26 protein-coding genes, 13 tRNA genes and 1 pseudogene are annotated in these 21,153 nt (G+C 57.6%); 26 read left to right on the forward strand and 14 right to left on the reverse strand.

Annotated elements, in window-relative coordinates; genetic code table 11:
- Positions 1–91: 91 nt before the first annotated feature.
- On the reverse strand, positions 92–862 hold the full coding sequence (aglF, locus tag EO776_RS01715; RefSeq protein ID WP_049931913.1) for a UTP--glucose-1-phosphate uridylyltransferase AglF: 771 nt from the start codon (positions 860–862) through the stop codon (positions 92–94).
- A gap of 273 nt (positions 863–1,135) precedes the next feature.
- On the opposite strand from aglF, the gene EO776_RS01720 reads away from it, so the two are divergent.
- The 21 genes and pseudogenes from EO776_RS01720 to EO776_RS01815 all read left to right on the forward strand — a co-directional run bounded on the left by EO776_RS01720 (position 1,136) and on the right by EO776_RS01815 (position 8,732).
- The gene (locus EO776_RS01720; protein ID WP_080508589.1) at positions 1,136–1,387 is read left to right on the forward strand and encodes a hypothetical protein; all 252 of its coding nucleotides are present in this window, start codon (positions 1,136–1,138) and stop codon (positions 1,385–1,387) included.
- Positions 1,388–1,402: 15 nt separating this feature from the next.
- Positions 1,403–1,675: a hypothetical protein gene (locus EO776_RS01725; RefSeq protein WP_129452297.1), complete on the forward strand. Its 273-nt coding sequence runs from the start codon at positions 1,403–1,405 to the stop codon at positions 1,673–1,675.
- Positions 1,659–2,111, forward strand: a complete 453-nt coding sequence (locus tag EO776_RS01730; RefSeq protein WP_246041463.1) for a hypothetical protein — start codon at positions 1,659–1,661, stop codon at positions 2,109–2,111. The genes EO776_RS01725 and EO776_RS01730 overlap by 17 nt, the downstream gene beginning before the upstream one ends.
- Positions 2,112–2,113: 2 nt before the next feature.
- A complete protein-coding gene (locus tag EO776_RS01735) occupies positions 2,114–2,674 on the forward strand; it encodes a hypothetical protein (protein WP_094520793.1) in 561 nt (186 codons plus the stop codon).
- A gap of 64 nt (positions 2,675–2,738) precedes the next feature.
- A pseudogene (locus tag EO776_RS01740) lies at positions 2,739–3,182 on the forward strand (zinc ribbon domain-containing protein); the annotation flags it as partial.
- Between the two features lie 627 nt (positions 3,183–3,809).
- Positions 3,810–3,885: transfer RNA gene (locus EO776_RS01745), tRNA-Gln, on the forward strand.
- A gap of 3 nt (positions 3,886–3,888) precedes the next feature.
- A tRNA-Asp gene (locus tag EO776_RS01750) sits at positions 3,889–3,962 on the forward strand.
- Positions 3,963–4,214: 252 nt separating this feature from the next.
- A tRNA-Pro gene (locus tag EO776_RS01755) sits at positions 4,215–4,287 on the forward strand.
- A 4-nt stretch (positions 4,288–4,291) separates the two neighbouring features.
- A tRNA-Ser gene (locus EO776_RS18780) sits at positions 4,292–4,374 on the forward strand.
- Between the two features lie 369 nt (positions 4,375–4,743).
- Positions 4,744–4,829, forward strand: a tRNA-Ser gene (locus tag EO776_RS01760).
- A 47-nt stretch (positions 4,830–4,876) separates the two neighbouring features.
- Positions 4,877–4,958 (forward strand) — tRNA-Leu (locus EO776_RS01765).
- Positions 4,959–5,000: 42 nt separating this feature from the next.
- A tRNA-Leu gene (locus tag EO776_RS01770) sits at positions 5,001–5,083 on the forward strand.
- Between the two features lie 80 nt (positions 5,084–5,163).
- Positions 5,164–5,290: transfer RNA gene (locus tag EO776_RS18785), tRNA-Thr, on the forward strand.
- 34 nt (positions 5,291–5,324) lie between these two features.
- A tRNA-Glu gene (locus tag EO776_RS01785) sits at positions 5,325–5,397 on the forward strand.
- Between the two features lie 104 nt (positions 5,398–5,501).
- A tRNA-Met gene (locus EO776_RS18790) sits at positions 5,502–5,572 on the forward strand.
- Positions 5,573–5,584: 12 nt separating this feature from the next.
- Positions 5,585–5,989, forward strand: coding sequence for a hypothetical protein (locus EO776_RS01790; RefSeq protein ID WP_049931919.1), 405 nt, complete (start codon positions 5,585–5,587; stop codon positions 5,987–5,989).
- 45 nt (positions 5,990–6,034) lie between these two features.
- Positions 6,035–6,110, forward strand: a tRNA-Glu gene (locus EO776_RS01795).
- 481 nt (positions 6,111–6,591) lie between these two features.
- Positions 6,592–6,666 (forward strand) — tRNA-Arg (locus EO776_RS01800).
- Positions 6,667–6,734: 68 nt separating this feature from the next.
- Entirely contained in the window at positions 6,735–8,264 is a 1,530-nt protein-coding gene (locus EO776_RS01805) for a TROVE domain-containing protein (RefSeq protein ID WP_129452298.1), read from the forward strand.
- A 24-nt stretch (positions 8,265–8,288) separates the two neighbouring features.
- Positions 8,289–8,361: transfer RNA gene (locus EO776_RS01810), tRNA-Gly, on the forward strand.
- 35 nt (positions 8,362–8,396) lie between these two features.
- Complete coding sequence (locus EO776_RS01815) at positions 8,397–8,732, forward strand: hypothetical protein (RefSeq protein ID WP_129452299.1); 336 nt, start codon at positions 8,397–8,399, stop codon at positions 8,730–8,732.
- Between the two features lie 101 nt (positions 8,733–8,833).
- Here EO776_RS01815 and EO776_RS01820 read toward each other — a convergent pair whose 3' ends face one another.
- The 5 genes from EO776_RS01820 to EO776_RS01840 are packed head-to-tail and all read right to left on the reverse strand — an operon-like array spanning position 8,834 to position 11,177.
- Complete coding sequence (locus EO776_RS01820; RefSeq protein ID WP_089309116.1) at positions 8,834–9,115, reverse strand: hypothetical protein; 282 nt, start codon at positions 9,113–9,115, stop codon at positions 8,834–8,836.
- Positions 9,093–9,350 (reverse strand): hypothetical protein, encoded by a 258-nt coding sequence (locus tag EO776_RS01825; RefSeq protein ID WP_246041466.1) that lies wholly within the window; start codon positions 9,348–9,350, stop codon positions 9,093–9,095. Before EO776_RS01825 ends, EO776_RS01820 begins: the two co-directional genes overlap by 23 nt.
- 27 nt (positions 9,351–9,377) lie before the next feature.
- Positions 9,378–10,346, reverse strand: a complete 969-nt coding sequence (locus tag EO776_RS01830; protein ID WP_129452300.1) for an IS1595 family transposase — start codon at positions 10,344–10,346, stop codon at positions 9,378–9,380.
- A complete protein-coding gene (locus EO776_RS01835) occupies positions 10,286–10,756 on the reverse strand; it encodes a hypothetical protein (protein ID WP_246041467.1) in 471 nt (156 codons plus the stop codon). The genes EO776_RS01830 and EO776_RS01835 overlap by 61 nt, the downstream gene beginning before the upstream one ends.
- A 22-nt stretch (positions 10,757–10,778) precedes the next feature.
- Complete coding sequence (locus EO776_RS01840; protein WP_089309118.1) at positions 10,779–11,177, reverse strand: DUF7344 domain-containing protein; 399 nt, start codon at positions 11,175–11,177, stop codon at positions 10,779–10,781.
- A 1,031-nt stretch (positions 11,178–12,208) separates the two neighbouring features.
- On the opposite strand from EO776_RS01840, the gene EO776_RS01850 reads away from it, so the two are divergent.
- The 3 genes from EO776_RS01850 (at position 12,209) to EO776_RS01860 (ending at position 14,923) form a co-directional block, all read left to right on the forward strand.
- Entirely contained in the window at positions 12,209–13,153 is a 945-nt protein-coding gene (locus EO776_RS01850) for a hypothetical protein (protein ID WP_089309120.1), read from the forward strand.
- Positions 13,154–13,373: 220 nt separating this feature from the next.
- Entirely contained in the window at positions 13,374–14,567 is a 1,194-nt protein-coding gene (locus EO776_RS01855) for an RNA-guided endonuclease InsQ/TnpB family protein (protein ID WP_129452301.1), read from the forward strand.
- A gap of 92 nt (positions 14,568–14,659) precedes the next feature.
- Entirely contained in the window at positions 14,660–14,923 is a 264-nt protein-coding gene (locus tag EO776_RS01860; protein ID WP_129452302.1) for a nucleotidyltransferase family protein, read from the forward strand.
- 48 nt (positions 14,924–14,971) lie between these two features.
- Here EO776_RS01860 and EO776_RS01865 read toward each other — a convergent pair whose 3' ends face one another.
- Positions 14,972–15,520 (reverse strand): hypothetical protein, encoded by a 549-nt coding sequence (locus EO776_RS01865; protein ID WP_094580561.1) that lies wholly within the window; start codon positions 15,518–15,520, stop codon positions 14,972–14,974.
- A gap of 127 nt (positions 15,521–15,647) precedes the next feature.
- Here EO776_RS01865 and EO776_RS01870 point away from each other — a divergent pair, with 127 nt between their 5' ends.
- Entirely contained in the window at positions 15,648–16,061 is a 414-nt protein-coding gene (locus EO776_RS01870; RefSeq protein ID WP_129452303.1) for a MarR family winged helix-turn-helix transcriptional regulator, read from the forward strand.
- Between the two features lie 143 nt (positions 16,062–16,204).
- Here EO776_RS01870 and mntA read toward each other — a convergent pair whose 3' ends face one another.
- The 5 genes from mntA to EO776_RS18800 form a co-directional block, all read right to left on the reverse strand.
- Complete coding sequence (mntA, locus tag EO776_RS01875) at positions 16,205–16,636, reverse strand: type VII toxin-antitoxin system MntA family adenylyltransferase antitoxin (protein ID WP_186279039.1); 432 nt, start codon at positions 16,634–16,636, stop codon at positions 16,205–16,207.
- A 324-nt stretch (positions 16,637–16,960) separates the two neighbouring features.
- Positions 16,961–17,128 carry a hypothetical protein gene (locus EO776_RS18795; RefSeq protein ID WP_176450732.1) on the reverse strand — a complete coding sequence of 56 codons (168 nt, stop codon included), beginning with the start codon at positions 17,126–17,128 and terminating at the stop codon, positions 16,961–16,963.
- A gap of 137 nt (positions 17,129–17,265) precedes the next feature.
- Positions 17,266–17,733 (reverse strand): hypothetical protein, encoded by a 468-nt coding sequence (locus EO776_RS01880; RefSeq protein WP_089309125.1) that lies wholly within the window; start codon positions 17,731–17,733, stop codon positions 17,266–17,268.
- A complete protein-coding gene (locus EO776_RS01885) occupies positions 17,730–18,062 on the reverse strand; it encodes a ribbon-helix-helix domain-containing protein (RefSeq protein WP_089309126.1) in 333 nt (110 codons plus the stop codon). The genes EO776_RS01880 and EO776_RS01885 overlap by 4 nt, the downstream gene beginning before the upstream one ends.
- 71 nt (positions 18,063–18,133) lie before the next feature.
- Complete coding sequence (locus EO776_RS18800) at positions 18,134–18,742, reverse strand: restriction endonuclease (RefSeq protein WP_186279040.1); 609 nt, start codon at positions 18,740–18,742, stop codon at positions 18,134–18,136.
- A gap of 178 nt (positions 18,743–18,920) precedes the next feature.
- Here EO776_RS18800 and EO776_RS01895 point away from each other — a divergent pair, with 178 nt between their 5' ends.
- Positions 18,921–20,171: an RNA-guided endonuclease InsQ/TnpB family protein gene (locus EO776_RS01895; protein WP_094519895.1), complete on the forward strand. Its 1,251-nt coding sequence runs from the start codon at positions 18,921–18,923 to the stop codon at positions 20,169–20,171.
- A gap of 58 nt (positions 20,172–20,229) precedes the next feature.
- Here the strand turns inward: EO776_RS01895 and EO776_RS19710 are convergent, their stop codons facing one another.
- Together EO776_RS19710 and EO776_RS01905 are read right to left on the reverse strand one after the other, a co-directional pair.
- The gene (locus tag EO776_RS19710) at positions 20,230–20,577 is read right to left on the reverse strand and encodes a type II toxin-antitoxin system PemK/MazF family toxin (protein WP_129452304.1); all 348 of its coding nucleotides are present in this window, start codon (positions 20,575–20,577) and stop codon (positions 20,230–20,232) included.
- Positions 20,578–20,607: 30 nt separating this feature from the next.
- On the reverse strand, positions 20,608–21,108 hold the full coding sequence (locus EO776_RS01905; protein ID WP_129452305.1) for a PaaX domain-containing protein: 501 nt from the start codon (positions 21,106–21,108) through the stop codon (positions 20,608–20,610).
- Positions 21,109–21,153 lie beyond the last annotated feature (45 nt).

The following is a 21,153-nucleotide window of genomic DNA, read 5'->3' on the forward strand; positions in this document are numbered from 1 at the left end:
CCGATCCTACGGCTATGCTCCGTGAGATTCTCCAGCGGATGGCAACAAAGACCGCGTTAATGGCGTCGCGATAGCTCTCGTTCTCGTCGCCCTACGCGTCGGACTCGACGACTGCGTCCGCGTCCGCCTCGTCACCGTCCGCGTCGGCGTCGTCGCCCTGGAGCCGGCGCTCGGCCTCGTCGCGGTCCTCGGGGTAGCCCACGTCGATGCGCCAGCCGTCGAGGCCGATGGCGTCGATGGTGCGGCCCGACTGGATGAGCAGATCCACGGCGTCGCTGATCTCGTACTCGTCGCGGTTCGAGGGCTGGACGAGGTGGCAGGCGTGGAAGATCGCGGGCGTGAACGTGTAGAAGCCGGTCATCACGAGGTTGCTCGGCGGGTCCTCGGGCTTCTCGACGACGTCCGTGATCTCGCCGTACTGGTTGGTGTCGCAGACGCCGTAGCGGGAGGCCTCCTTCCAGGGGACCTCCTCGACGAGGAAGGCGGCGTCCGCGCGCTCCTCGCGCTGGCGACGGACGACGTCCTTGAGGTTCGCCTGGAAGATGTTGTCGCCGAGGATGAGCATGAAGTCGTCGTCGACGTGTTCCTCGACCGTGAGGAGCGCGTGGGCGAGTCCCTTCTGCTCGCGCTGGTGCGTGTAGGTGATCGGGACGCCCTCGTAGGCGTCGCCGTAGTGGTCGATGATTACCTCCTTCATGTAGCCGACGACGACGATGAGCTCGTCGGCGCCGAGCTCGATCAGCTGATCGAAGCAGTGGGTGATGAGGGGTTTGCCGTCGACCTCGACCATCCCCTTCGGTTTGTCGTCCGTGAGCGGGCGGAGGCGCGTGCCCTTGCCGGCCGCGAGTACGACTGCTTGCATGATTCGAGGATTCTGGTCAGGCAATCATAAGGATTCTGCCTTTCCGAGTCGGCTGGTCGCACTGTCCACACGACTTGTAGTGTGTGACTGGCGCCGATGGAGTTGATGCTGTACTGGAACTTATGTACTCTACAAAAAGTATTTGTCATAGGTCTCGGCACACGCTATCATGAATCTCCGAACGTTGGTCGGAAAGCCACACACTCGGTGAGACGGTCCGTGCGACCGCCCTTCCGGGGCCGTAGCGGGCTGTACTCCGGTGTGTGCCAACCCATGGACGACGATGAACTCATCCGTCGAGAACTGCGCAGCGCTCGTGAAGAACTTGTCCGCAAACGCGCACGACAGTCGGACGACCTGCCGGCATCGACGAGTCAGCTTCCGTTGATGCCGGAGCGGGACGACGCGTTCCTCCGTCTCGCTCTGATGAGCGTCGAAGACCTCGAAACGCACATCGATCGGCTCGAACGCGATCTCGCCGACTTGGAAGCCGGTATCGATCGCCCGGACGCAGAGATTGAATAAGCACGTCGAACGCGTATGAATCTCACTGAAAATACAATCTACCGCCACGACGAACTCGGAGAAGTACTCGTGCTCGGTGTCCACCACATCTTCGAAACGTACGATCCGGACTCGGCGGACGGCCGTCTTCGATCGAGAGTCGTCCGCTACACTGCGGAGTGGGACGATTATGGTCCGATGCCCTCCAGTGTCCGTACCACGCCGGTCGATGAGTTTCGGACGGTCGTTGGCGACACCGTTCGAACGTGGGAGGGCGTTGAGTGGTCAACGAATGATCCACTCGATTGAACGGCAAAGAAACTATGTGTGTGTGGATTCTACACATAGTGTGATGGCTGAGGAAAAAACACGCGTCGATTTTAACGCCCCGAAGTCCCTCGTTGAGCGCGCCGATAGCGCGATTGAAATCCTCGACATCTCTCGTACCCGTCTCATCATCGACGCACTTGAAGACGAACTCGAAGAGCTTGTAAACGACGAGGAGTTCCAGCGACGGCTGAGCGACGCCTACTACGACGGCCGGGTCGATTACGACACCGTCGAAGCAATTCTGGGCCGTGAGGAGGCACTGCGATTGAAACTCCTCCGAGAGTCGATCGATCGGACGCCCGCTATACCCACACTCGAGGATGGGCTCCCGAGTGACGATGCCTTCTACGACGGCGAGATTTCCGAATGGACGGATTCAAATTCGGCTGATTCTGATGACGAGTCGCGTGCCTGATAATGTCGGAGCACGCCGTTGCCGTCGTCGATACGAATGTACTGTTGAATCTCGCCACGCCGGTCGTTGACGGGCGGCCGAAGGCTCCCTCTGGCGGGGACCCACTCAAAACACTCCTCACCGGGTACGACGTCCACGTACCAGCGAGTGTTCTCGGCGAGGTCACCCATGCCACGGGAGATGATGACCTCCTAGCTGCTGCCGCGGATCTCATCCTCCAAGCTGCCCATCATATAACAACACACGATGTCGACAACCGGGCCGACGAGCCGATCGACTATGGGCTTGATCAGGGGGAGGCCGAAGGTGTCTGGCTGGCCAACGAGTTGGAGGCAGAACTCTTCATCACGGACGAATTCAACACTACCAACTACCTTTTCATTAATCTCGCACTTGACGACCGGAACACACTCTTCACGACACCACACATGCTCTGTATCCTCGCAACTCACAAGATCCTGCCCATAGAATACGTCGACGCTGTGCTCAGCTACTACGTCGAAACCAAAGGCTGGGATACACAATATGTGGCGCAATTGCGCCAAGAGTATCTCCACGGTTGATTTCTTCGAGTACGACCTGTGTTTCGGGCTGAGCCACAACAGCCCCACCGTCGATAGCGGGTTCGTGACTGCGTTTGAGGACTTGACAGACATCCGCAACCGAACGGGTGCGTCGTGGGGTCACAAGTGGGCGTTCCGAACCCTGTACGAGCAGGTAGAATACAAAGCCGAAGCGGTCGGCATCTCGGTGAAGCAAGTCGGGTCGGCGTACACGTCACAGCGGTGTGCCGAGTGTGGATTCACAGCTGAGGAGAATCGCACGACTCGGATCGGCTTCCGGTGCGTGAAGTGTGAGTCGGAAGCCAACGCGGACTACAATGCGGCGAAGAACATCGGGATGCGGTACGTCCGTCGAGGCCAACAGTCGTCTCGACGGACGGGAAACAGTCAGCTTGCCCTCAAGTCTGGAACAGTGACGCCGAGTGACGGATTCACCGCCCACCCGGACGGGTTCGAGGCCGAGTTCACGGACAAGCCCCATCACCAGAAGTCACAGACTTCTGGTTAGCAGCCAGAACTCGAAGAGTTCTGACGACACCCTCCACGAGCGAACCCGTCAGAGTGAGCGAAGTAGGGTGGGGTAGTTGACTGATCGGACCGCGAACTAGATTCGTCAAAATAGTGCCTATAGTTACCACACCCTGACTAATTTTAATACAGTTCCCACAATAATCTGTAACAGACGTCCAAAATAAACCTCGTAAACGGAGAATCCCGCAACATGGTCGATACTCGCTTCAAACCGCGGCGTGCTTGCTCTTGTTTAGCCGCGGGTCGCGTGTTCAGCGAGTACCTACAAGACCAGCGTGCGGAGAGACCGGACGAGAATCGTCGAGCCTGCGTCACCATCGAACACGAGAGCGCGACGCACTCCGGCGATCTCCGGACACTCTCACCCGCATAACCTGGCTCCCACGCGGACTACCCGTCAGGGGCTGGGGAACACGGGAGTGCCGCCTGCTTTCGCCTCGTACTCGCTTAGCTCACAGCGTCACGCGAGTACGGCGACTGAAGCTCGTGGCAGTTTGGTCTGCGTTCGTTCCTGACAATGGAACGAACGAGCGATTCCGTACGCGCTGAGCGTACGAGGAGTCGCTAGCACACACCCCCCGCAGCGTTAGCTGCGGCTACGTCAAGCCCCGGAGTCTCCGCTGGCGAGGGACGCCGGACTTTGAATCCGGAAGTCGCCGGTTCGATTCCGGCCGGGGCGACATGCCGACGTGGTGTAATCCGGCGATCATACGGTCCTGTCACGGCCGTGATCCGGGTTCAAATCCCGGCGTCGGCGTGGACGCGTGGACAAACCACGTGGGGATACCCATCGAGGTAGGCAGCCCGTTGGTGCGATCAGCTGGATCGTTCCGACGATGCTGGGCCCAGCAGGGTCTACAACCTACATGAGCCGGTGTGGTATTCCCGGGAACCTCCCGAAGTACGCCCCCGCGATGAGACGCGCAACCACGACTACTCGGTCGCGGTTGCGCAGTTGGAAACAGTCGTACAGATAGATAACTAACTGCCGAACGCTCGGCAGTCCAGTGAGCCGATGGTCCAGCGGACGACGAACTGTGCCTTGGGCGCACAGGACCGAGGTTCGAATCCTCGTCGGCTCAGTGTGCCGTGACTGGGGAATGGTGACCCCACTGGCCTGCTACGCCAGCCCCGGCGACGGGTTCCCGGTTCGAATCCGGGACACGGCGTGATGCCAACGAATGTCTGCCCTGACTGCGAAGAAGAAGCGTTCCGCCACGTTCCACTCGGTGAGACAACGTCCATCGACACGATTGGAAGTGTGAGAATCTGCGTCACCGAGGACGGCGCGTACTTCCACGGAACGAGGTAACCGTCATCCATCCCTGCTGTGACTGGGTGCTGATGAACACATTCGCCTCGGTAGTAAAGCTCAGAAGCTGAGTAATGCGCGTCTTCCGGTGTCCTGGTGAGAAACGCGAGGCGGGCTCATCGGAGCAAGTTCTGACGGAGATGGTGAGACGTGCGGATAGGCGACCGCGCTCGGTTTGAAACCGAGAGCCAGGAGGCTTCGGAGTTCGACTCTCCGTCTCACCGTTGGCGGGGTTTCCCTAGCTTGGTCAAGGGACTGCGTTGGAACCGCAGCGTCCGCAAGGACACGAGTGTTCAAATCGCTCTCCCGCCGCTGCGTGCCAAAGTGATTCGCAGAGTCGCCGGCGATTCTCGAATTGCGCCGCCATGCCAGAGTGGTCAAACGGACACGGTCGAGACCCGTGTGGTTAGTCCTTCCCAGGTTCGAATCCTGGTGGCGGCATCCGGCCATCGTGCCTGGAGACAATTCTCGCTTCACCGTTACGTCGCCGTACTCAAGTGGTCAACGAGAAGCGGCTCAGACCCGCTGGCGTAGGTCCTTCCGAGGTTCGAATCCTCGCGGCGACATTTTCTCCCTGTGGTCTAACGGCTACGATGCCTCCCTGTAGAGGAGGAGACGCACGTTCGAGTCGTGCCGGGGAGACTACGGGACGGTGGAAGAGCCTGGCATTCACACACTCTCGCCGAATTTTCACCGGAGATCCGGTGCGACGGTGAGAGTTCCTTCATCTCACTTGTAACGAGAACACGCAGGTTCGAATCCTGCCCGTCCCACTGACCGATGACCCGTTTCAGGAGAGGCCCACCCGCTCCAGTGGAGTAGCGGCCAAACTCACGGCCCTCTCACGGCCGAGCCCCCGGTTCGAATCCGGGCTGGAGCATTCTCCAACAGTCCGAGACCTCTCACTTCCAGCCGGCGAGACTGAGGGACGGACAGCTGTGGAGAACTGAGAGATGCCCATGGGTGAGTTCCGAATTGTGGTGCTGCAGGATAGGATAATGGCAGTCCACGGGGCTCATATTCCCGAGGTCCAGGTTCGACTCCTGGTCCCGCAATAGAGGACAATAATGGGACTATTCGATACAGTCGAACTCTACGACGACGTCCACCTACCGGAGTACCCCGAAGGGATGACTCCTGCCGAGGACGTCGACTGGCAGACGAAATGTATCGACCGACCGACTATGACCACATTTCGGATTACGGCGGATGGTCATCTCTTAGAAGAGGAGTGGCACACCGAAGCGGTCCCGCCGGAAGACAGACCATACGCGAGCCGTGACGACGTCGACGAGGACGATTTTCGCTACATGGCCGGCAGTCTAAATCGAGTCCACGACGGCTGGATCGAACGAGACGACTACCACGGCCGTTTCGAGCTCACACACTCCGTCGAGGATCTCGATACACTTGTCACGTATCAAGTGACGTTCACGCACGGGCAACTCGAGGGCTTCGAACGCCTGCAATAATCCGTGCGTGTCCGCCGCACCTCAGCGCTTGATTTACTCTCCAGCGCTCCCGGAGTCTCCGTTGGCGAGAGACGCCAGTTTTTCAAACTGGAGGCCAGGGGTTCGATTCCCCTCGGGAGCACTCGGGGGGCTGGTCCTGACAGCGTTTTCCGTGTCTGACATAGCGGGCAGCCACGGATCCGTGACGCTGTCACGGCCGGCTTTCCCCAAGCGTGTGGTCGTCGAGGTGGTGCGTTTCTTCGCCCGCAAAGCACATCCAACGGGAGTCATAGCCCGTCGCACCACCGGTTGACCGGCCGCACGTGGCGACCGTCGAGTCGGGGCGTTGCTTCGCTAGGAACTCGCAGGTTCAAATCCTGTCGGTGGCGCCGTCCATCGATAACATCCCGGACAAAGAGAGCACAAGAGTGTTCTTGACACCGGTCCCGCCCCGACAGTGTTCCGGTCGCCATCACTCATCTCGTGGCCGTCGAGTTGGAGTCATCCTTCGCCTCAGGAGCCGGAAGTCCGGGTTCGAATCCCGGCGGTGGAATCTCACTGTTCCACCGTGGTGTAAAGGTAGCACGCTGTTCCGGCTCCAGCGGTTTCCCGGCCACGTCTTTGTCTCCGTAGCTCAGTCCGGACAGAGCACCGGCCTTCGAAGCCGAGTGTCGCACGTTCGAATCGTGCCGGAGACGTTCGCTGCTCGCAGCACGTGTGAGCAGCACCGGTATCGGAGTCGCCTGTTGCGGCTCCGCGTGATAGCATGGAATTCAACACGCCAAAACAAACGGTCGCGGAGGCGACGCGAACCACCAACTACGAGGGTGGAGAAGCGTTCGAGCCTGCCGACCCACGACTCGCACTGTACAAGCGCACGATCAACCAACTGCTGGAGGGCTCGTTCTACGAGACCGATGACGAGCAACTCGCTGCTGTCGTCCGGCGATTTGACGCCGCGGCAGACGAGGATCCAGAGTTCGTCTTGAAACTCGCCGCGTACGCGCGTCAGGAACTCTCCCTGCGAGACATTCCACAGGTCCTGCTCGTGCTGGCAGCCAACGACGACCGGTTCAAGGATGACTCACCCGAGTCGCTCATCCGCGAGTGGGCTCCAGCGATCATCCAGCGGATGGACGAGACGGCGACCGCACTTGCCATCCACGACCAACTGTTCGGCGGGACTGCCCCGTGGCCGCTTCGACGCGGGATCGAAGACGCGCTCGTCTCGATGGCCGACGCCTACACGCTGGGCAAGTACGAACTGTCGCGGCGTGAGGTGACGCTACACGACGTGTTCAACCGCGTCCACCCCACGCCCGTCGACACCGACCAAGAGGTGCTGTTCGAGCGATTCATGCGCGGCGATCTCGACGACTATCCCGGCGTCGACCCGTTGCCGTCGCCGAACACCTGGGAGACGGTTATCTCCGAGCGCGGCAACACCCAAGCCGCCTGGGAACTGCTCATCGAGGACGACGAGTACACGCTGCCGATCTTCGCGTCGATCCGGAACCTCCGGAACATGCTTGAAGCCGGCGTTGACGAGGACACCATCGTGGACCACCTTGACCTGGAAGCAGTCCGGTACGCGCCGCTGTACCCGTTCCGGTACTACCAGGCGTACACCGCGCTCCAGAATGCGGAGGTCCAAGCACCAGCGGTCGAACGGTGGCTGGAAAAGGCGATCGACGTCGCTGTCGAGACGGTGCCCGACGGACTCGGAGATACATTCGTCGCTGTGGACCTCTCAGGGTCGATGGACATGGCGCTGTCCACGAATAGCACGCTCCGCCTGAAAGAGATCGGCGCGTTATTCGGGGCGATCCTGGCCGATCAAGGTGCCGAGATCGGCGGGTTCGGCGACGACTTCCAGACCGTTCCGATGCACGTCGACACGCCAGTCCTCCAGCGTCAAGACGCAGTGCTGGCCATCGACGAGGCCGTCGGCAATTCGACGAACGGCTGGAAGGCAATCGATTACCTCCGCGAGCGAGGTGAGCCCGTTGAGCGCATCGTCGTCTTTACCGACATGCAGATCTGGGACAGCACGCCGTTCACGGCGCGCGATGCCCAGACCGTCAAGTCGGCGTTCAATGCCTACCGAGCGGAGGTCGCTACAGACACGGCGTTGTATCTCGTCGATCTTGCCGCCTACGGTGATCTGGTAACACCGGAAGGCTACGAGAACGTCTACAATATCTCTGGCTGGACGGAAAATGTGCTCACGTTCATCAAGCACGCCGAGAAGCCGGCGCAGGTTCTCGGCGGCATCGATGCGTTCGAGCCTGTATAGTCTGGTTCTCTCATTTTTCACCATGCGCGAGTGGTGGCGTTCGGTACCACGCGGTCCTGCCACGACCGAGACGGGCGTTCGAATCGTCCCTCGCGCACTCGGAGCACAGCTCTGGACCAATTAGCCCATGCGGTGCTCCTCTACGGAGATGATAGAATGGCTGTAACCAATACCAACGACACAGCTTCGACGACAACTGCCGTCGTGACGATCCGTATCCCCTGTGGCGCAGACGGTGATCTCGTTACCGACGCCGAAGACCGTCTCTCACAGACGGCAGCTGTCGATGACGTACTGATAGACGAACTCCACAGTATCGAGCCAAAACTGTCGGCCACGGTCATTACCGTTGGAGTCGCAGTTCGTTGGACGACGACAATGACTCAAGCGGAGATCAGAGACCGACTTGCCGAGGTTCCGGGTCTTGAGTCGATCCAACGAATCGGATGGGATCAGGGTCTGCCTTGATGACGCAGGCTACCACATCGTTCTTGAGAGGACGTTATTCCGGCCGGGGAGGATAACGTTGGTCGTCACGAGCGACTCGTGTCACCTGATCGGTCGCTTGATCAGTCGTGATCGTCTCGTACGGTCGATGTCTCGGTGTCGCTCTCCTGAAGATCACGAATCTCTTGGGCAACTGCTGTCACGTGTTGTTGATGGGCTGCTGAGGTTGCGACGTGTTGGGCAGCAGTGAGCTGTCCATTGACCACTGCGTTCTGCTGTGGCCCCCACGTTTCCGGTGGCTCTGCGTTGATATACGCCACCCAGCGTTTGATCGCGGTGATGCGCTGCTGCCAGTCACCATCGTGTTTCGCGTCGAGAGTGTCAGGCTTGAGTGAGTCGCTCATATTCGGCCTCAACGTCGAGTCGCTGTGCCCATCGTTCGAGGCGGGCCGCACTAAGTGTTTCCTCGAAGAGGGTATACAGGTGGACGGCGTCTTCAATGTCTTTCTGTGCGCCGAGATGTAGTTTGTACGCGATTTGGAGTTCGAGTGGCCCGATTGGAATCGATGTGGACCCGATCTGTGCGGTGATCGCCTGCGAAAGCGATGCCTGATCGAACTCATCGCGGACCGTTTTCACTTCGCGCTCTTCGGTAGACTGGCGGAACTAGCGGAATACATTGACAGCGATACAGTCCACGAGACTGTGGATCGGTGCCCCAGTAAGGTTCAGTGACCGGAGGAAGCCGTAGGTCCGAGCGGCCTGTTCCAAGCCCTGCTTGGACAGGCCGCGGAACTTCGCCAACCACGGTTGGAGCACTGACCAGAGACACTCTACCTGGTTCGTGTGGACGCCTTTGTCGGAGACGTACCTCTCGTCGTGGACAACGTATTGGTGATCGTGCTCCATGCCTCGGTAAGCTGGCAGTCCATCGGTCCAGACCTCTCCCAGCGGCTGGGAGAGGTCGTCTGCTTCCTCGATAACTGGCCCAAGGTCATCTTCATAGTCGCTTCCTTCCTGAGCTGAGACCACGCGAAGCACGTCGCGGCACGCCGCGACGAGCGTCAGTTCGTCACCCTGATCCCCTGTCCAGCGGGTACGTCCACCCTCGGGCGACCCGCCGCGGTTGAGTCCCTCCCGCGGCGGATCTTGGCCTTTGAAGCCCGAACACACCTGCTGTGTTTCATCGACCTGTGTTGGCCCATCGACTGTCTGGGAGATGCGCTCCCAGACAGTCGGAAATCCCCGACAGAACGCGGTTTCAAACTCTCTGAGCTGGTCGTGAAGCGTCGTGTAACACGGTGAGAGGAGTTCAGCGATTTGGGTAATGCTGAGGAGTGTATCAGCGTAGAGGATGAAGGCGATGAGGAACTCACCTGGGGTGAGTTCCGAATCGTAGAAGGGTGTCCCTCGCGTGTACGTGGTTTTCCAGTCACAGCGGCCACACCAGATGCGGTCAGAGCCGTTGAGAGCGTGGAGGTTGTCTGCGCCGCAGTGTGGACAGGAGCGTTCTTCCCAGATCGTCTTGAGACGCCGCTCGACGATGGCGTCGAGCGGCTCGGCCCGAAATTCTATTACCCCAAGTTCCGCAAGTTCTGATAGCCTCTGGCCGAAGGCAGGACGGTCTTCATACATACCCGTTTTTGCCGGGCCAGAGGCACTAATGCTCCTGGTTCCGCCAGTCTACTGAAGAGCGTCACTTCGAGATGCGGGGTGATTTGATCCGTTGGCGCAACCCAGACTGGATCGCCGTTCTCAAGCATACTGTACAGTGATGACAGCGGCATTGCTGGTCCCCAGAAGTTCTCCGCCTCAAGATGTGTTGTGAGAGTGTCTGCTGTCGCCTCATCAATCGGCTCGATCAGTACATCGACATCTTCGGTTGAGCGTGCTCGGCCAGCAAGAATCGAGACGTATCCCGCAATGTAGACGTGCTCAATTCCGACCTGATCAAGGATATCTGAAAACGCGATAGCCAGCTCATCAAGTTGGTTCAGTGCACGGTCGACAGAGAGCGTCTCATCTCGAAGCTCGATACCACTCATACATGTTGGTTGTCAGGATTGGTCATAAATCGTCTGGCGAGCGTGCCAGCGAATGCCCAGCCGTTGTGTGCGTGTGGAGGGCGCTCGCGAACGCCGGACCAGGGACGATGACGTCCGCCTGCTCGTCGTCCCAGGCGATAACGCTAGTTCGGATGAGCGGTGGGAGATGTGACCGCTTGAGGTTCGTTCTGACCGTCCGTACTTGCGCTGTCGAGAGCGTTTGGTGTTCCGCATCCGCTTCCAGGAGCGTAAGCATCTCTGCGAGTTGCCGCAGGTGGACGCGACTCCACGGCGCTACGGCGAGCGTGAGCACGACGGTGCGCTTGCGGTGGTGGCTCAGCAGATAGAACAGATCTGTCTCGCGATACAGCGGGAGGTCTTCGTCCTCGCCCGGCCCGTCGTATGGGCCGTCACCGCTCATGGGGACCTCTCTGATCGGCTAGTGTGACTCGGAGATCGACGTGATCAACGACTTCACGGCCGACTGGCCGCCAGCGACAGCCGACCCACTCGTTTTCGAAGCGCCACCAACCAGGCCCGCTCTGTCTGGGTTCGAACCGGAAGCGACGGCGTGGCCCTCGCTGGATCGTGAACCGAACCTCAAACCCGAAAACGTACTCGGGGGAGTCTCCGTCCTGTCTAGTTGAATCCGCATGGTACAGCCTATCGAGATCCACACTCCGTGTGGATGTGTCTCGTCGTCTCGTCATATCTCACAGGAGCCTGAACTGCCAACTCCTACATCCCAATCGGGAGATACAAACTGAACTGGAGCACCGAATCCGACAGCGCTGTGAATCGTCTTGAGATCGCGCCCCGGGGCATTCGTCTTGTTTATTTGTAGCGGGTACAACAAAGTGGGACATCCCCGTCGGGTACACCATGTCGCTTCGACAATTTCGCATCGCAGAGTACAGGTTGAATGTGGAACTGACCGCTAGGTTCTCTGAAGTGTGCTAATGGGATTATTCGATCGATTAACGTTCGAAGACGGCCTGGATGTAGCATTCCCAGATATCGGTGCCGATCCATTCGAGATCACGTGGCAGACGAAATCGCTCACACGTCACCAGCCGATGCTGGAGAACTACAAGGTCACGTCAGCGGGGCGGTTGTTGAAGCAGGACACCGAGTATGAGCACGTCCCTGAGGAAGAACGTCCCGGGTACAACGAGGAGACAGATGGATTTGACACCGAGATCGAACGGGCCGGGGAAGTATGCGGAAGATCCACCACGGGTGGTCGGATACGGCATATCACGGCACATTCGAATTCCACCGATCTATCGATGGTGACTACGTCAGTCTCGACGCGAAATTCACTGACGGCCAGCTCGTCGAGATCTCACGCAACAAGTAGACCGAGCGTATGCCACCTAGCTGGGGAGCGCGAACAGCTGCGAATCATCGATCCGCGCTGGTTTACAATTCCCGCGAACGAGGCCCACAATAATGACATACAACACCCCTGAACCGGCTGAATTACCCCCATTAAATGAGGACACGCCCGCACCGGATGACCCTGTAGCCGTTGAGTGGTGGCACAGGTACGATGACGATGGATCTCCTAAGTTGGACACGTTCCATGGGTTCCACAATGCTACTCGGATAACAGACGGGGATCCGCCAGCCGTGGAGACGGGCGAACTCGTCACCGAATCCGGGGTACGAGTGACGACAGCACAGCACTCTGATGTCTCGACGGAGTCACGATACCTCTATCTAACACACGAGGAAGCGCTTAACCGAGACCTGTCTCCGTGTTCTGAGTGTTTCCCAGCGTACGCGACAGAAATGCGCCTGTCGAAAGAACGAGGGGACGGTGGGCTGTTGACCGAGTCCGGTGTCGAAGGTGCGGTGTTTCTCGTCCAGATACGGCGCGATATGAGCGCGTCCTGGAATGTCGACTCTGTCCACGAGACGTACACGTCGATGCTGTATCGGGCACGCGCCATTCGCCAACAAGTCGGATCTGCGGCGGATCGTCTTCGGCTCTCGTATATGCCCGTGCGGCGGTGTGACTATGGATCGTTCGATGACGCGATGGGGTTCGAGCCCGCGATGGATCACGTCTCGGAGCTTCGTGAAATTCAGCCCGACCAACTACCGGCCATACGTGACTCTGTTGGTGAAGAAATCCTTTCGACACCGGTAGAGATCGATAGTCAGTATACTGCGGCACAAAAGTCAGGACCGTCGATCGTCCACCGAGCCGAAAATCCTCCCTGTGGCTACGAGCGTGAGTTGGGATTCGATGTGTTCGACGAGACCGACGAGGATCCGCGAGACCAACTACAGCGTGATGCCCAGACTGTCTCGGACGTAATCGAGCGTGGGATGGTGGTGGAATACTGTCTCGAGTGTTTTCCCGAACTCGCCAATTGGGTCGCAAAATAGCTCATCAACTACAGCGCATCGATCTCGTTGAGATACGCCTGTACGTCGTGTAGGAAGTCCCGATAGCGTTCGAGGTCTTGTAGTGCGGCGTATACATCGTCGTGATCAACTAATCACAAGGCGGAGTCCCCTTCCTCAAGGAGCGACCGAAGGGGAGCGAGTAGGGAGGGGAGGAGCCGACACCACAGAATATAGATACTGTTAGCACTTTATTGAATATATGGCGTCGGACGACAAGTACCACCGTCGCACGCTCATTACCCGGCTTGAGCTTCGTTCAGCCGAGGATGCGCAACTGCTACTCGATACCATTGACGAGTGGCGCGACGGCTGCAATATTGGCAGCGACCTCGCATGGGAAACCTGCCACACCAAGTCCGATGTCAGAAATCACGCTAAGGAAACGATCAAGAAGGAAACCGAGCTGGGCGACCAACACGCTACGCTCGCCTGTCATGAGGTTGCTGGGGTGATTAAGTCCTGCATCGAACGCCGAAAACAGGATAAGACGGCCACACAACCGCAGTTCACCAGCCGGTCGATGGTCTTTGACCGGCGAACACTCACCGTCTTTCCCGACCAAAGGAAGATCACGCTCACGACGCTAGGCGACCACTCCAGGGTCCACGCGGATCTCGCACTACCGGAGAACCCGGATGGATACCAGTACGACTATCTCACCGATGATGAGTGGGAGTACACTGAGTCCACGCTACATTACCGTAACGGTGAGTGGTACATCCACCTCGGGTATCGAACGCCAAAACAAGACGCTGATGAGTCAACGACGCAGTACGGAGCGGTACTGGGTGTTGACTTTGGCGTCAACCAGATCGCCGTCACCAGTACGGCACGATTCTTCGGTGCTGGTGAGCTGAACCACTATCGCCGCGAGTGTGAGCGTGTCCGTGGTGAACTACAGGGGACAGGCACGCAGTCGGCCCATCGCACGATTGAGCAGCTATCGGGCCGCGAACAGCGGTACGTAAAGCACGTCCTCCACAGTGTAGCGAATGGGATTGTCGAAGAAGCCCTCGCCCACGACTGCGCTGGGATCATCCTCGAAGACCTCAGTGACATCCGTGACGACTTGCCGTTCGCGCAATGGCACTCGGAGTGGGCCTTCCGGAAGCTCAAGGATTTCGTTGAGTATAAAGCCGAGTACGAGGGGTTGTTCGTGGATACAATCGACCCACGAAACACATCCAAGCGGTGCAACGAGTGCGGGTTCGTCCATGGTAAGAACCGCCACAGCGAAGCCTTCGAGTGCCGTCACTGCGGGAAACAGAATCACGCCGATTACAACGCAGCGAAGAACGTGGCAGAACTGTATCTCCGGCGGGGCCATCAGCCGCCCCGTGGGAGGAGTGTCAGTCAATACGCTCTGAAGTCAGGATCGCGGACGCCGAGTTAGGGCATACAGCCCTCACCTCTATGGGTTAGAGGCCGAGATCACTGACAAGCCCCACCCTCAACGAACGAGGTCGCTAGACCGAGTGAAGTAGGGTGGGGTCGTTGACGCCGAAACTTGAGCAGGAGTATCCGATCAGCGAGTTGAGTATCTTCGGATCGTATGCCCGTGGTGAACAAGAATCCGATAGTGATCTCGATATACTTGTCGCGTTCGACAAGCCAGTAACGTTATTCGATCTCGTTCGATTGGAAAACGAACTGGCGGAGGAGCTTGGTATTGAGGTCAACCTCGTGACGAAAGACTCGTTGAAGCCACGGATTGAGACTCGTGTCCGTGACGAGCTCGTCACCGTATGACAGCGGCTTTGGATCATCTCGATGACATCCTTGACGGCGTCGAGAACATCAAGGTAGTTTGCTCGCCACCTCAACGAGATCCTCCTCGGTCCGCCAGCAATAGAGCCGTTCCTCCTGGTCAAATAGTTCGAAGACACCGTCTTGCATCCAGCCAAACGGATGCTCCTCATCCTCGTACGTCCGCTTGAGAACATGACTTTTTGCGAAGTACTCAGTCGTCCCGACGAGCAATCCCTGTTCGACGAGGAAGTCACTTGGCTCCTTCTCGGCGACACCGACGAGATGCGTCACGATATCAGCAATCAGACAGAATTTTTGGATGCTGTTGTCCCATTCTCCACGGATATCGACCATTCGGAACGCGTACGCATCGGTGCGACGGTTGAGACGGTCTACCACTAAGTTCAGCCGTCGGATCGGATCTCGATCATAGTTCCCAAGGACGAAGTACGACCGATCGTTCTCGTAGGCCGGCGTCAACTCGCTCAAGGCGTGGAGAACTTCCTCATTGTCAGCTAGCGATATCTCCTCCTGATCAAGCTGGTCTTTGGCACTTTTGAGAACGTCACCAGGAACCGGCGACTCCTCATCAGGCATACTGTGAGGTTTTCATAGTAGAGAAATATAGTTTATGTCGTAAATTACCTTTTCAAGTACTTTGGGTTGTCGTAGCGTGATTTACTCGAGAGTAAACTACTTGTCGCCACGTCGTGTACTGTACAGTATGAGCACCGAACTTGGGACTGCTGAAGAGATGGAGTCGCGTGAACTCGTCCACTTCGTCACCCAGCAGACGCGATTTTCCCTCATCAACAACATCCTCCAACATCCCGATCAGCTTCCATCGATGTACGAACTTGAGGAGCTCAATCCCAGCGTCAGCGACGCCACCGTCTACAAACACATCCAGAAACTGATCGACGCTGGTATGGTCAACGAAGTCGCCCTCGACGCCGACGAACGTCGACAAGGGTACCCGTGGAAATTCTACGGCCTCACTACGGAAGGGCGGAAGTTCCTCGACGATCACAACCTCCTTGCAGCCGAGGTGACGCTCCAACAAATCTACGAGACAATCACAGACAAGCCCGAGAAGATGGTCAAGTACGAGAACGCACCACGCCCCACCGAGTCGTAGCTGTACAGGCGGTTCGAGGTGACTGTCTCGGGGCTTGACTCCGAGGCGATTCACTCGAGAGGAACTCTCGACGGGAAAGTTTCGCGTTGAGGTTGGCGTAGTACTGTTCGATCTGTTCGAGCTTGACCGCAATGACGCGTTCGTCAACTACGCAATCCATCCTCCGCTATCCGATCGATGACCGTACGCTGGTGCCGGCGAAGCGTCTCACGTTGCTCGTCAAATTCCGCCTCAATGTCTGTTTTGAACTGCTCGAAGGCCTGTTTATCGCCACAGAGTAGCTCGCCATTTACCACGTCGTGTGCGACATCCAGCGGGAGCGAGTCAATATCGGACACGTCGATGAACGGGCGATCCTCTCCTTGGAGCTCACCAGACAGTACACACCGCTTTTTGAACCGGTCCCGTTCAGAACAGTCTGCTGTGAACTTGACCGCGATATCAAAATCTGATGAGTGCGTTACTGTTCCCGAAAGCTGTGATCCGAATACAACGGCGAAGACGATGTCCGGATCAGCACAGACCACATCCTTGAGAGCGGAGCGTATCTGTGACTGATCAGCATTCGGTTCCATACGAGGATCCTCATCGTATCATCACAAAAGAATTCCGCCAAGTTACATTCCAACACGGTACTGGTGGCATTCGTCTTTAGTTAATATCTTCAGTAATACTCGATAGCTGTGGTTTTCGCTCAAATACGGCCCAGCCACACCAGATACGGCAAGAAAACGCCGTTTGTGATGGTTGCTTATCGCTCGATCTCGCCGGTACTGGTGTCTCATCTGTGGCTTCTCCTACATCTAATACTGACAAGCATACTTTTCGGAATTGTATTACTATCAAGCTTAACTAAAGACGAATGGTACTGGTGGTAATGTGACCGGAAGCGCCCGCTCTCACCCGAAGTCGTAGTCGCTGTCGTGGGCGTCAACATACTCGTCGTTACCCGACCGATCCGGCGCGTAACCCGGGCCCTGCCCACCAGCGAAGAACACCAACGCCTCGATGTTGAGATCACTCCGTCGGATAAACAGCGGCGGCACACGATCTCGAAGTTCGCTCACGTGCGGCTCTCGGCGGGTGCGGAACGTTCCTCTCGGCGGTCGATGTTCGGTCAGTGGAGGGAGCGACTCCTTGGTGAGGTCGTCGATAGTAAGGATTCGGACATCAAGTAGTTGGGTGAGAGACCATGCTGGTGTGGTCAGGAAATGTGGGTAATAGTTATCTCAGGAAGTGAGTGTGCTGCCGGCTCAAATTCTGCGAAGGACTGATCATTCGTGAGAATAGTCGGTTTGCGGTCACGGTGCTCAAACGCCAACACAAGGATTGGAACGTCTTTTGGCTGGATGCCACAGACGCGGGCCAGTGTTCGCACTGTGGGCGCCGACCGCTGTTCTCGAAGAAGCGCATCGCTCGCATCACGACTTGATGGCGCTTCGATAAGGCCCGTCATCCGGGTGAGGCGTGTCACAAAATTGGTTTTGACAGCGTCTCGTTCTGCCGCAGAGAGGCCCTTCGTGCGATCGAATGCGGCGAACGCCTCTTGGAGCATATACGCACTAATCGCCGATGTTGTCTCACCGCGATCGATTGCTGTCAGCAATTCGGTTGCCTGTTCGTTGGTTCGCAGTGTACCGAATACCCACAGATTCGTGTCAAGGATCTTCACGAATCAGATCCGTACACTTGTGTGGCCGTTTCCTCACGGGCCTCTTCGATGGCCCGTTCAAGATCGTCTGCATCGACTTTCTCGCCGAGTGCCGTGAGCTCGTCATCGATATCGGCATCTGATTGGTGGCTCTGCTCAGCCTGCGCGAGTAGTTGCTCTAGGCGAAGCGCAGTGATTGCTGTGTCGTCATTAAGTTCGCGAAGATGCGACCGGCAGGCTTCCTTGATGAACTCGCTTTTATTGGTGTAAATACCTGTCTCATCAAGGAACCGCTCGATCTCGGTATCTAATTCAACCGGGAATTTGACACTGACACTCGCGTACTTCATGGTAGTACGATGGTATTACAATTAAATAAGTCTATGGCACCGATGAGGTGTGACCTCCCCAGCGTCCGCTCTTACCCAAAGTCGTAGTCGCTGTCGGCGGCCTTGACGTACTCGTCGTTGCCCGTCCGGTCCGGCACGTAACACGGACCGTGATCCGCGATGTGGAAGACAGGGGCTTCGATATCGAGGCTGCTTCGACGGTGAACCAGAAGCGGGAGCCGGTCACGCACGTCGTGGATGAACGGTTCCCGCCGTACGTGGAGCGTTCCACTCGGCGGCCGGCGTTCGGTCAGCGGCGGGAGTTGGCCTTTGTCGAGATCCTGTTCGGTGACGATCCGCACGTCGAGTAGTTGGGCTAACCGCCACGCACTCGCACTGACACGGCGGGAGACAGCGAGGACGGGCATTGCCCGCATGAGCGCGGCCCGCAGCGCGACTGCTTCGACGGCGTCCCGCTGGACCGGGACTTGGTGCCAGTCTTTACACTCGACGACGAGGAAATCATCAGGGTCACCACGGAGGTCGTCCCGTCGGGCAATTACGTCGGTTTCGAGCCCGAAACAGTACTCGTTGCGGGCCGTCCTGTACCCCCACTGTTCGAGTGTCTCGGCGACCCGAGTCTCGAGCCAGCGACCGTTGGTTGGATCGTGGTCCGGATCCTCGCCGTCGGGGGTTCCCACGGTGTCAATTTCGTCCGTGAAATCAGGGCTGTCGTTACCTATCTTTCTACGAGGAGAGAATCCCGGCGTTTACGCCGGGAGTGAATCCGACAACGCTGACCCAATCCATCACGGACGGCAGGTTGGATATTCCACACACATCCACACCATTAAGTTAGTTTGTCTACATAGTCTATGTATGGCGATTAAGGCCATACGTACCTACGTTGGTTCCATCCAGAACCACCAACAGGTCTGTGATGGTCTTGATTCGCTCGGAGACTCCGCCTCGAAGATCTGGAACGTCGCACGATGGACAGCCGACCGTATCTGGGACGCAACCGGCGAGATCCCAAACGGTAGTGTGCTGAAATCGTACATGAAGAACCAGTCGTGCTGGAAAGATTTGAACGCACAATCCAGTCAGAAAGTCATTGAAGAACTTTCTGACGCTTTCCAGTCATGGTTCGATCTGCGACACAACTCCAGTGAGGCGAATCCGCCCGGCTACCGCAAACACGGCGACAGCCGACCACGTTCCACGGTCACGTTCAAAGAAGACGGGTTCAAACACGACCCTGAGAACAACCGCGTCCGACTCTCGAAAGGTTCGAATCTGAAAGAACACTTCTCAGACTTCCTGCTTTGCGAATACCAGACTCGACCAGACGTTGATCTCTCGGAAGTCAACCGCGTACAGAACGTCCGGGCAGTCCGGAACGGTGACGAATGGAAACTCCACTTCGTCTGTAAGATCGAACTCGAAACAGCGGAGTCGACTGGCGACGGCGTGGCAGGGATCGACCTCGGAATTACGAATCTCGCAACGGTCGCGTTCCCGGATGAATACGTCCTATACCCCGGCAACTCGCTCAAAGAAGACAAACACTACTTCACCAGAGCCGAGTACGACACCGAGGGAGAGAACGGCCCGTCAGCGCAGTCGATGTGGGCACGTCGGAAGCTCTCCGAACGTGAGACACACTTCTATCACACGCTGACGGACGCCATCATCACGGAGTGTGTCGAACGCGGTGTCGGCACGCTCGCGGTGAGTTGGCCTGAAGACGTCCGAGAATCGGACTGGGGCAAAACCGGGAATAAGAAACTACACTCATGGGCGTTCGACCGCATCTACCAGTACCTCGAATACAAAGGCGAGATGCGCGGTGTTGCGGTGCTGAAAGAGAACGAGTGGAACACCTCGAAAACGTGTTCGCGATGTGGAGACGACACGAAGTCGAACCGTGTCGAACGTGGGCTGTACGTCTGCTCGTCGTGCGAGTTGGTAGCCAACGCGGATTGTAACGGGGCGGAGAATATGCGTCAGAAGATAACTCCGAGTCCTCACGGCGAGGATAGGAGTAACGGCTGTGTGGCACAGCCATCGACACACTTGTTCGACCGCGAGAGCGGGACGTTTCACACGAGAGAACAGGTCGTGTCGTAGACCAGCAAATATCCCACCTGCGGTACGGGAAGCCTCGCCGTTTACGGCGAGGAGGATGTCACGGTCGGACCATCTGATCAATCACATCCGCAACAAGCTGTATCCCCTCATCAGTGAGGGTCCCAGACGGGAGATTATCTCGGATCGACGATAGTGGAATCGTATAAATCGCCCACGGCATCACATAACTCGTTTTCCGCAGCTCCACTCCTTCAAGTACGCCGTCGGGCAACCGTGTAACCTCGTACGAGTACTCAGCCTGTGTGGTTAGACATACAACCGTGGCTTCTTGCTCAACGTACGGCCGATCAGCATCAGATATCACGATTACTGGCCGCGGATTGCTATGTGCCCCGGTTGGATCCGCAGCAAACACGAGACTGCCTTGCGGGTAGTAGTAGCCCATATGAAAGATGTTCTATCGAATCCCGCAGCGTTACTCTCTGTCACCGGACGCTGAGTCAGCGTCAGTGTTACTCTCCGTTGTTGAAGGAGCAGCGGTGCTGTTGACCCAGTCCGCGGGTGCTGGTTCCTCCCCGGACTGATCCTCTTCGGTGTCAGCGCGATCACGTGGGATCTCTCTTCGTGCGCCCGCACCAGTTTGTTCAACGTCATCTGGAGTGAGACCCGGCTCTGGGTACCGATCCGCCATCTCGTCAAGTTGAACGAGGCTCCGTGCGAACCGCCTCACGTCATCCCGTCGCTCAAGTCCGTGGTAGAGACCATCATTCGTTTTGCCGATCAGTCTGTCATCATGGAGGCGAGATAGCGTCGTCGACGTGGTGCCGCGCGGCAGATCAAGTGCGTTTTGTATCTCTGCCGGCGTGTACGCAAGGTTCGTATTCCGATAAAGAAGTTTGACGATTGCGGCTTTGTTTGTGCCCGGGCGGATATTGATCGCGTCGTCCGGGTCGTGTCTTCGAAGATCGATGGGCATGAGTCTAAATGTATATGTTTGTATGCGTTTGTAATATATAAGTAT

The organism is Halorubrum ezzemoulense, from assembly GCF_004126515.1.
Taxonomy (GTDB): Archaea; Halobacteriota; Halobacteria; order Halobacteriales; family Haloferacaceae; genus Halorubrum; species Halorubrum ezzemoulense.

Bases quoted from the DNA above. Each gene is read 5' to 3' on its own strand.
- mntA (WP_186279039.1), bottom strand. From the start codon at position 16,636: ATGGAACCGAATGCTGATCAGTCACAGATACGCTCCGCTCTCAAGGAT.
- EO776_RS01805 (WP_129452298.1), top strand. From the start codon at position 6,735: ATGGAATTCAACACGCCAAAACAAACGGTCGCGGAGGCGACGCGAACC.
- EO776_RS01720 (WP_080508589.1), top strand. From the start codon at position 1,136: ATGGACGACGATGAACTCATCCGTCGAGAACTGCGCAGCGCTCGTGAA.
- EO776_RS01830 (WP_129452300.1), bottom strand. From the start codon at position 10,346: ATGTATGAAGACCGTCCTGCCTTCGGCCAGAGGCTATCAGAACTTGCG.
- EO776_RS01855 (WP_129452301.1), top strand. From the start codon at position 13,374: ATGGCGTCGGACGACAAGTACCACCGTCGCACGCTCATTACCCGGCTT.
- EO776_RS01865 (WP_094580561.1), bottom strand. From the start codon at position 15,520: ATGCCTGATGAGGAGTCGCCGGTTCCTGGTGACGTTCTCAAAAGTGCC.
- EO776_RS01905 (WP_129452305.1), bottom strand. From the start codon at position 21,108: ATGCCCATCGATCTTCGAAGACACGACCCGGACGACGCGATCAATATC.
- EO776_RS01730 (WP_246041463.1), top strand. From the start codon at position 1,659: ATGATCCACTCGATTGAACGGCAAAGAAACTATGTGTGTGTGGATTCT.
- EO776_RS01840 (WP_089309118.1), bottom strand. From the start codon at position 11,177: ATGAGCGGTGACGGCCCATACGACGGGCCGGGCGAGGACGAAGACCTC.
- EO776_RS01895 (WP_094519895.1), top strand. From the start codon at position 18,921: ATGGCGATTAAGGCCATACGTACCTACGTTGGTTCCATCCAGAACCAC.
- EO776_RS01820 (WP_089309116.1), bottom strand. From the start codon at position 9,115: ATGAGCGACTCACTCAAGCCTGACACTCTCGACGCGAAACACGATGGT.
- EO776_RS01735 (WP_094520793.1), top strand. From the start codon at position 2,114: ATGTCGGAGCACGCCGTTGCCGTCGTCGATACGAATGTACTGTTGAAT.
- EO776_RS01835 (WP_246041467.1), bottom strand. From the start codon at position 10,756: ATGAGTGGTATCGAGCTTCGAGATGAGACGCTCTCTGTCGACCGTGCA.
- aglF (WP_049931913.1), bottom strand. From the start codon at position 862: ATGCAAGCAGTCGTACTCGCGGCCGGCAAGGGCACGCGCCTCCGCCCG.
- EO776_RS01850 (WP_089309120.1), top strand. From the start codon at position 12,209: ATGACATACAACACCCCTGAACCGGCTGAATTACCCCCATTAAATGAG.
- EO776_RS01870 (WP_129452303.1), top strand. From the start codon at position 15,648: ATGAGCACCGAACTTGGGACTGCTGAAGAGATGGAGTCGCGTGAACTC.
- EO776_RS01725 (WP_129452297.1), top strand. From the start codon at position 1,403: ATGAATCTCACTGAAAATACAATCTACCGCCACGACGAACTCGGAGAA.
- EO776_RS19710 (WP_129452304.1), bottom strand. From the start codon at position 20,577: ATGGGCTACTACTACCCGCAAGGCAGTCTCGTGTTTGCTGCGGATCCA.
- EO776_RS01790 (WP_049931919.1), top strand. From the start codon at position 5,585: ATGGGACTATTCGATACAGTCGAACTCTACGACGACGTCCACCTACCG.
- EO776_RS01885 (WP_089309126.1), bottom strand. From the start codon at position 18,062: ATGAAGTACGCGAGTGTCAGTGTCAAATTCCCGGTTGAATTAGATACC.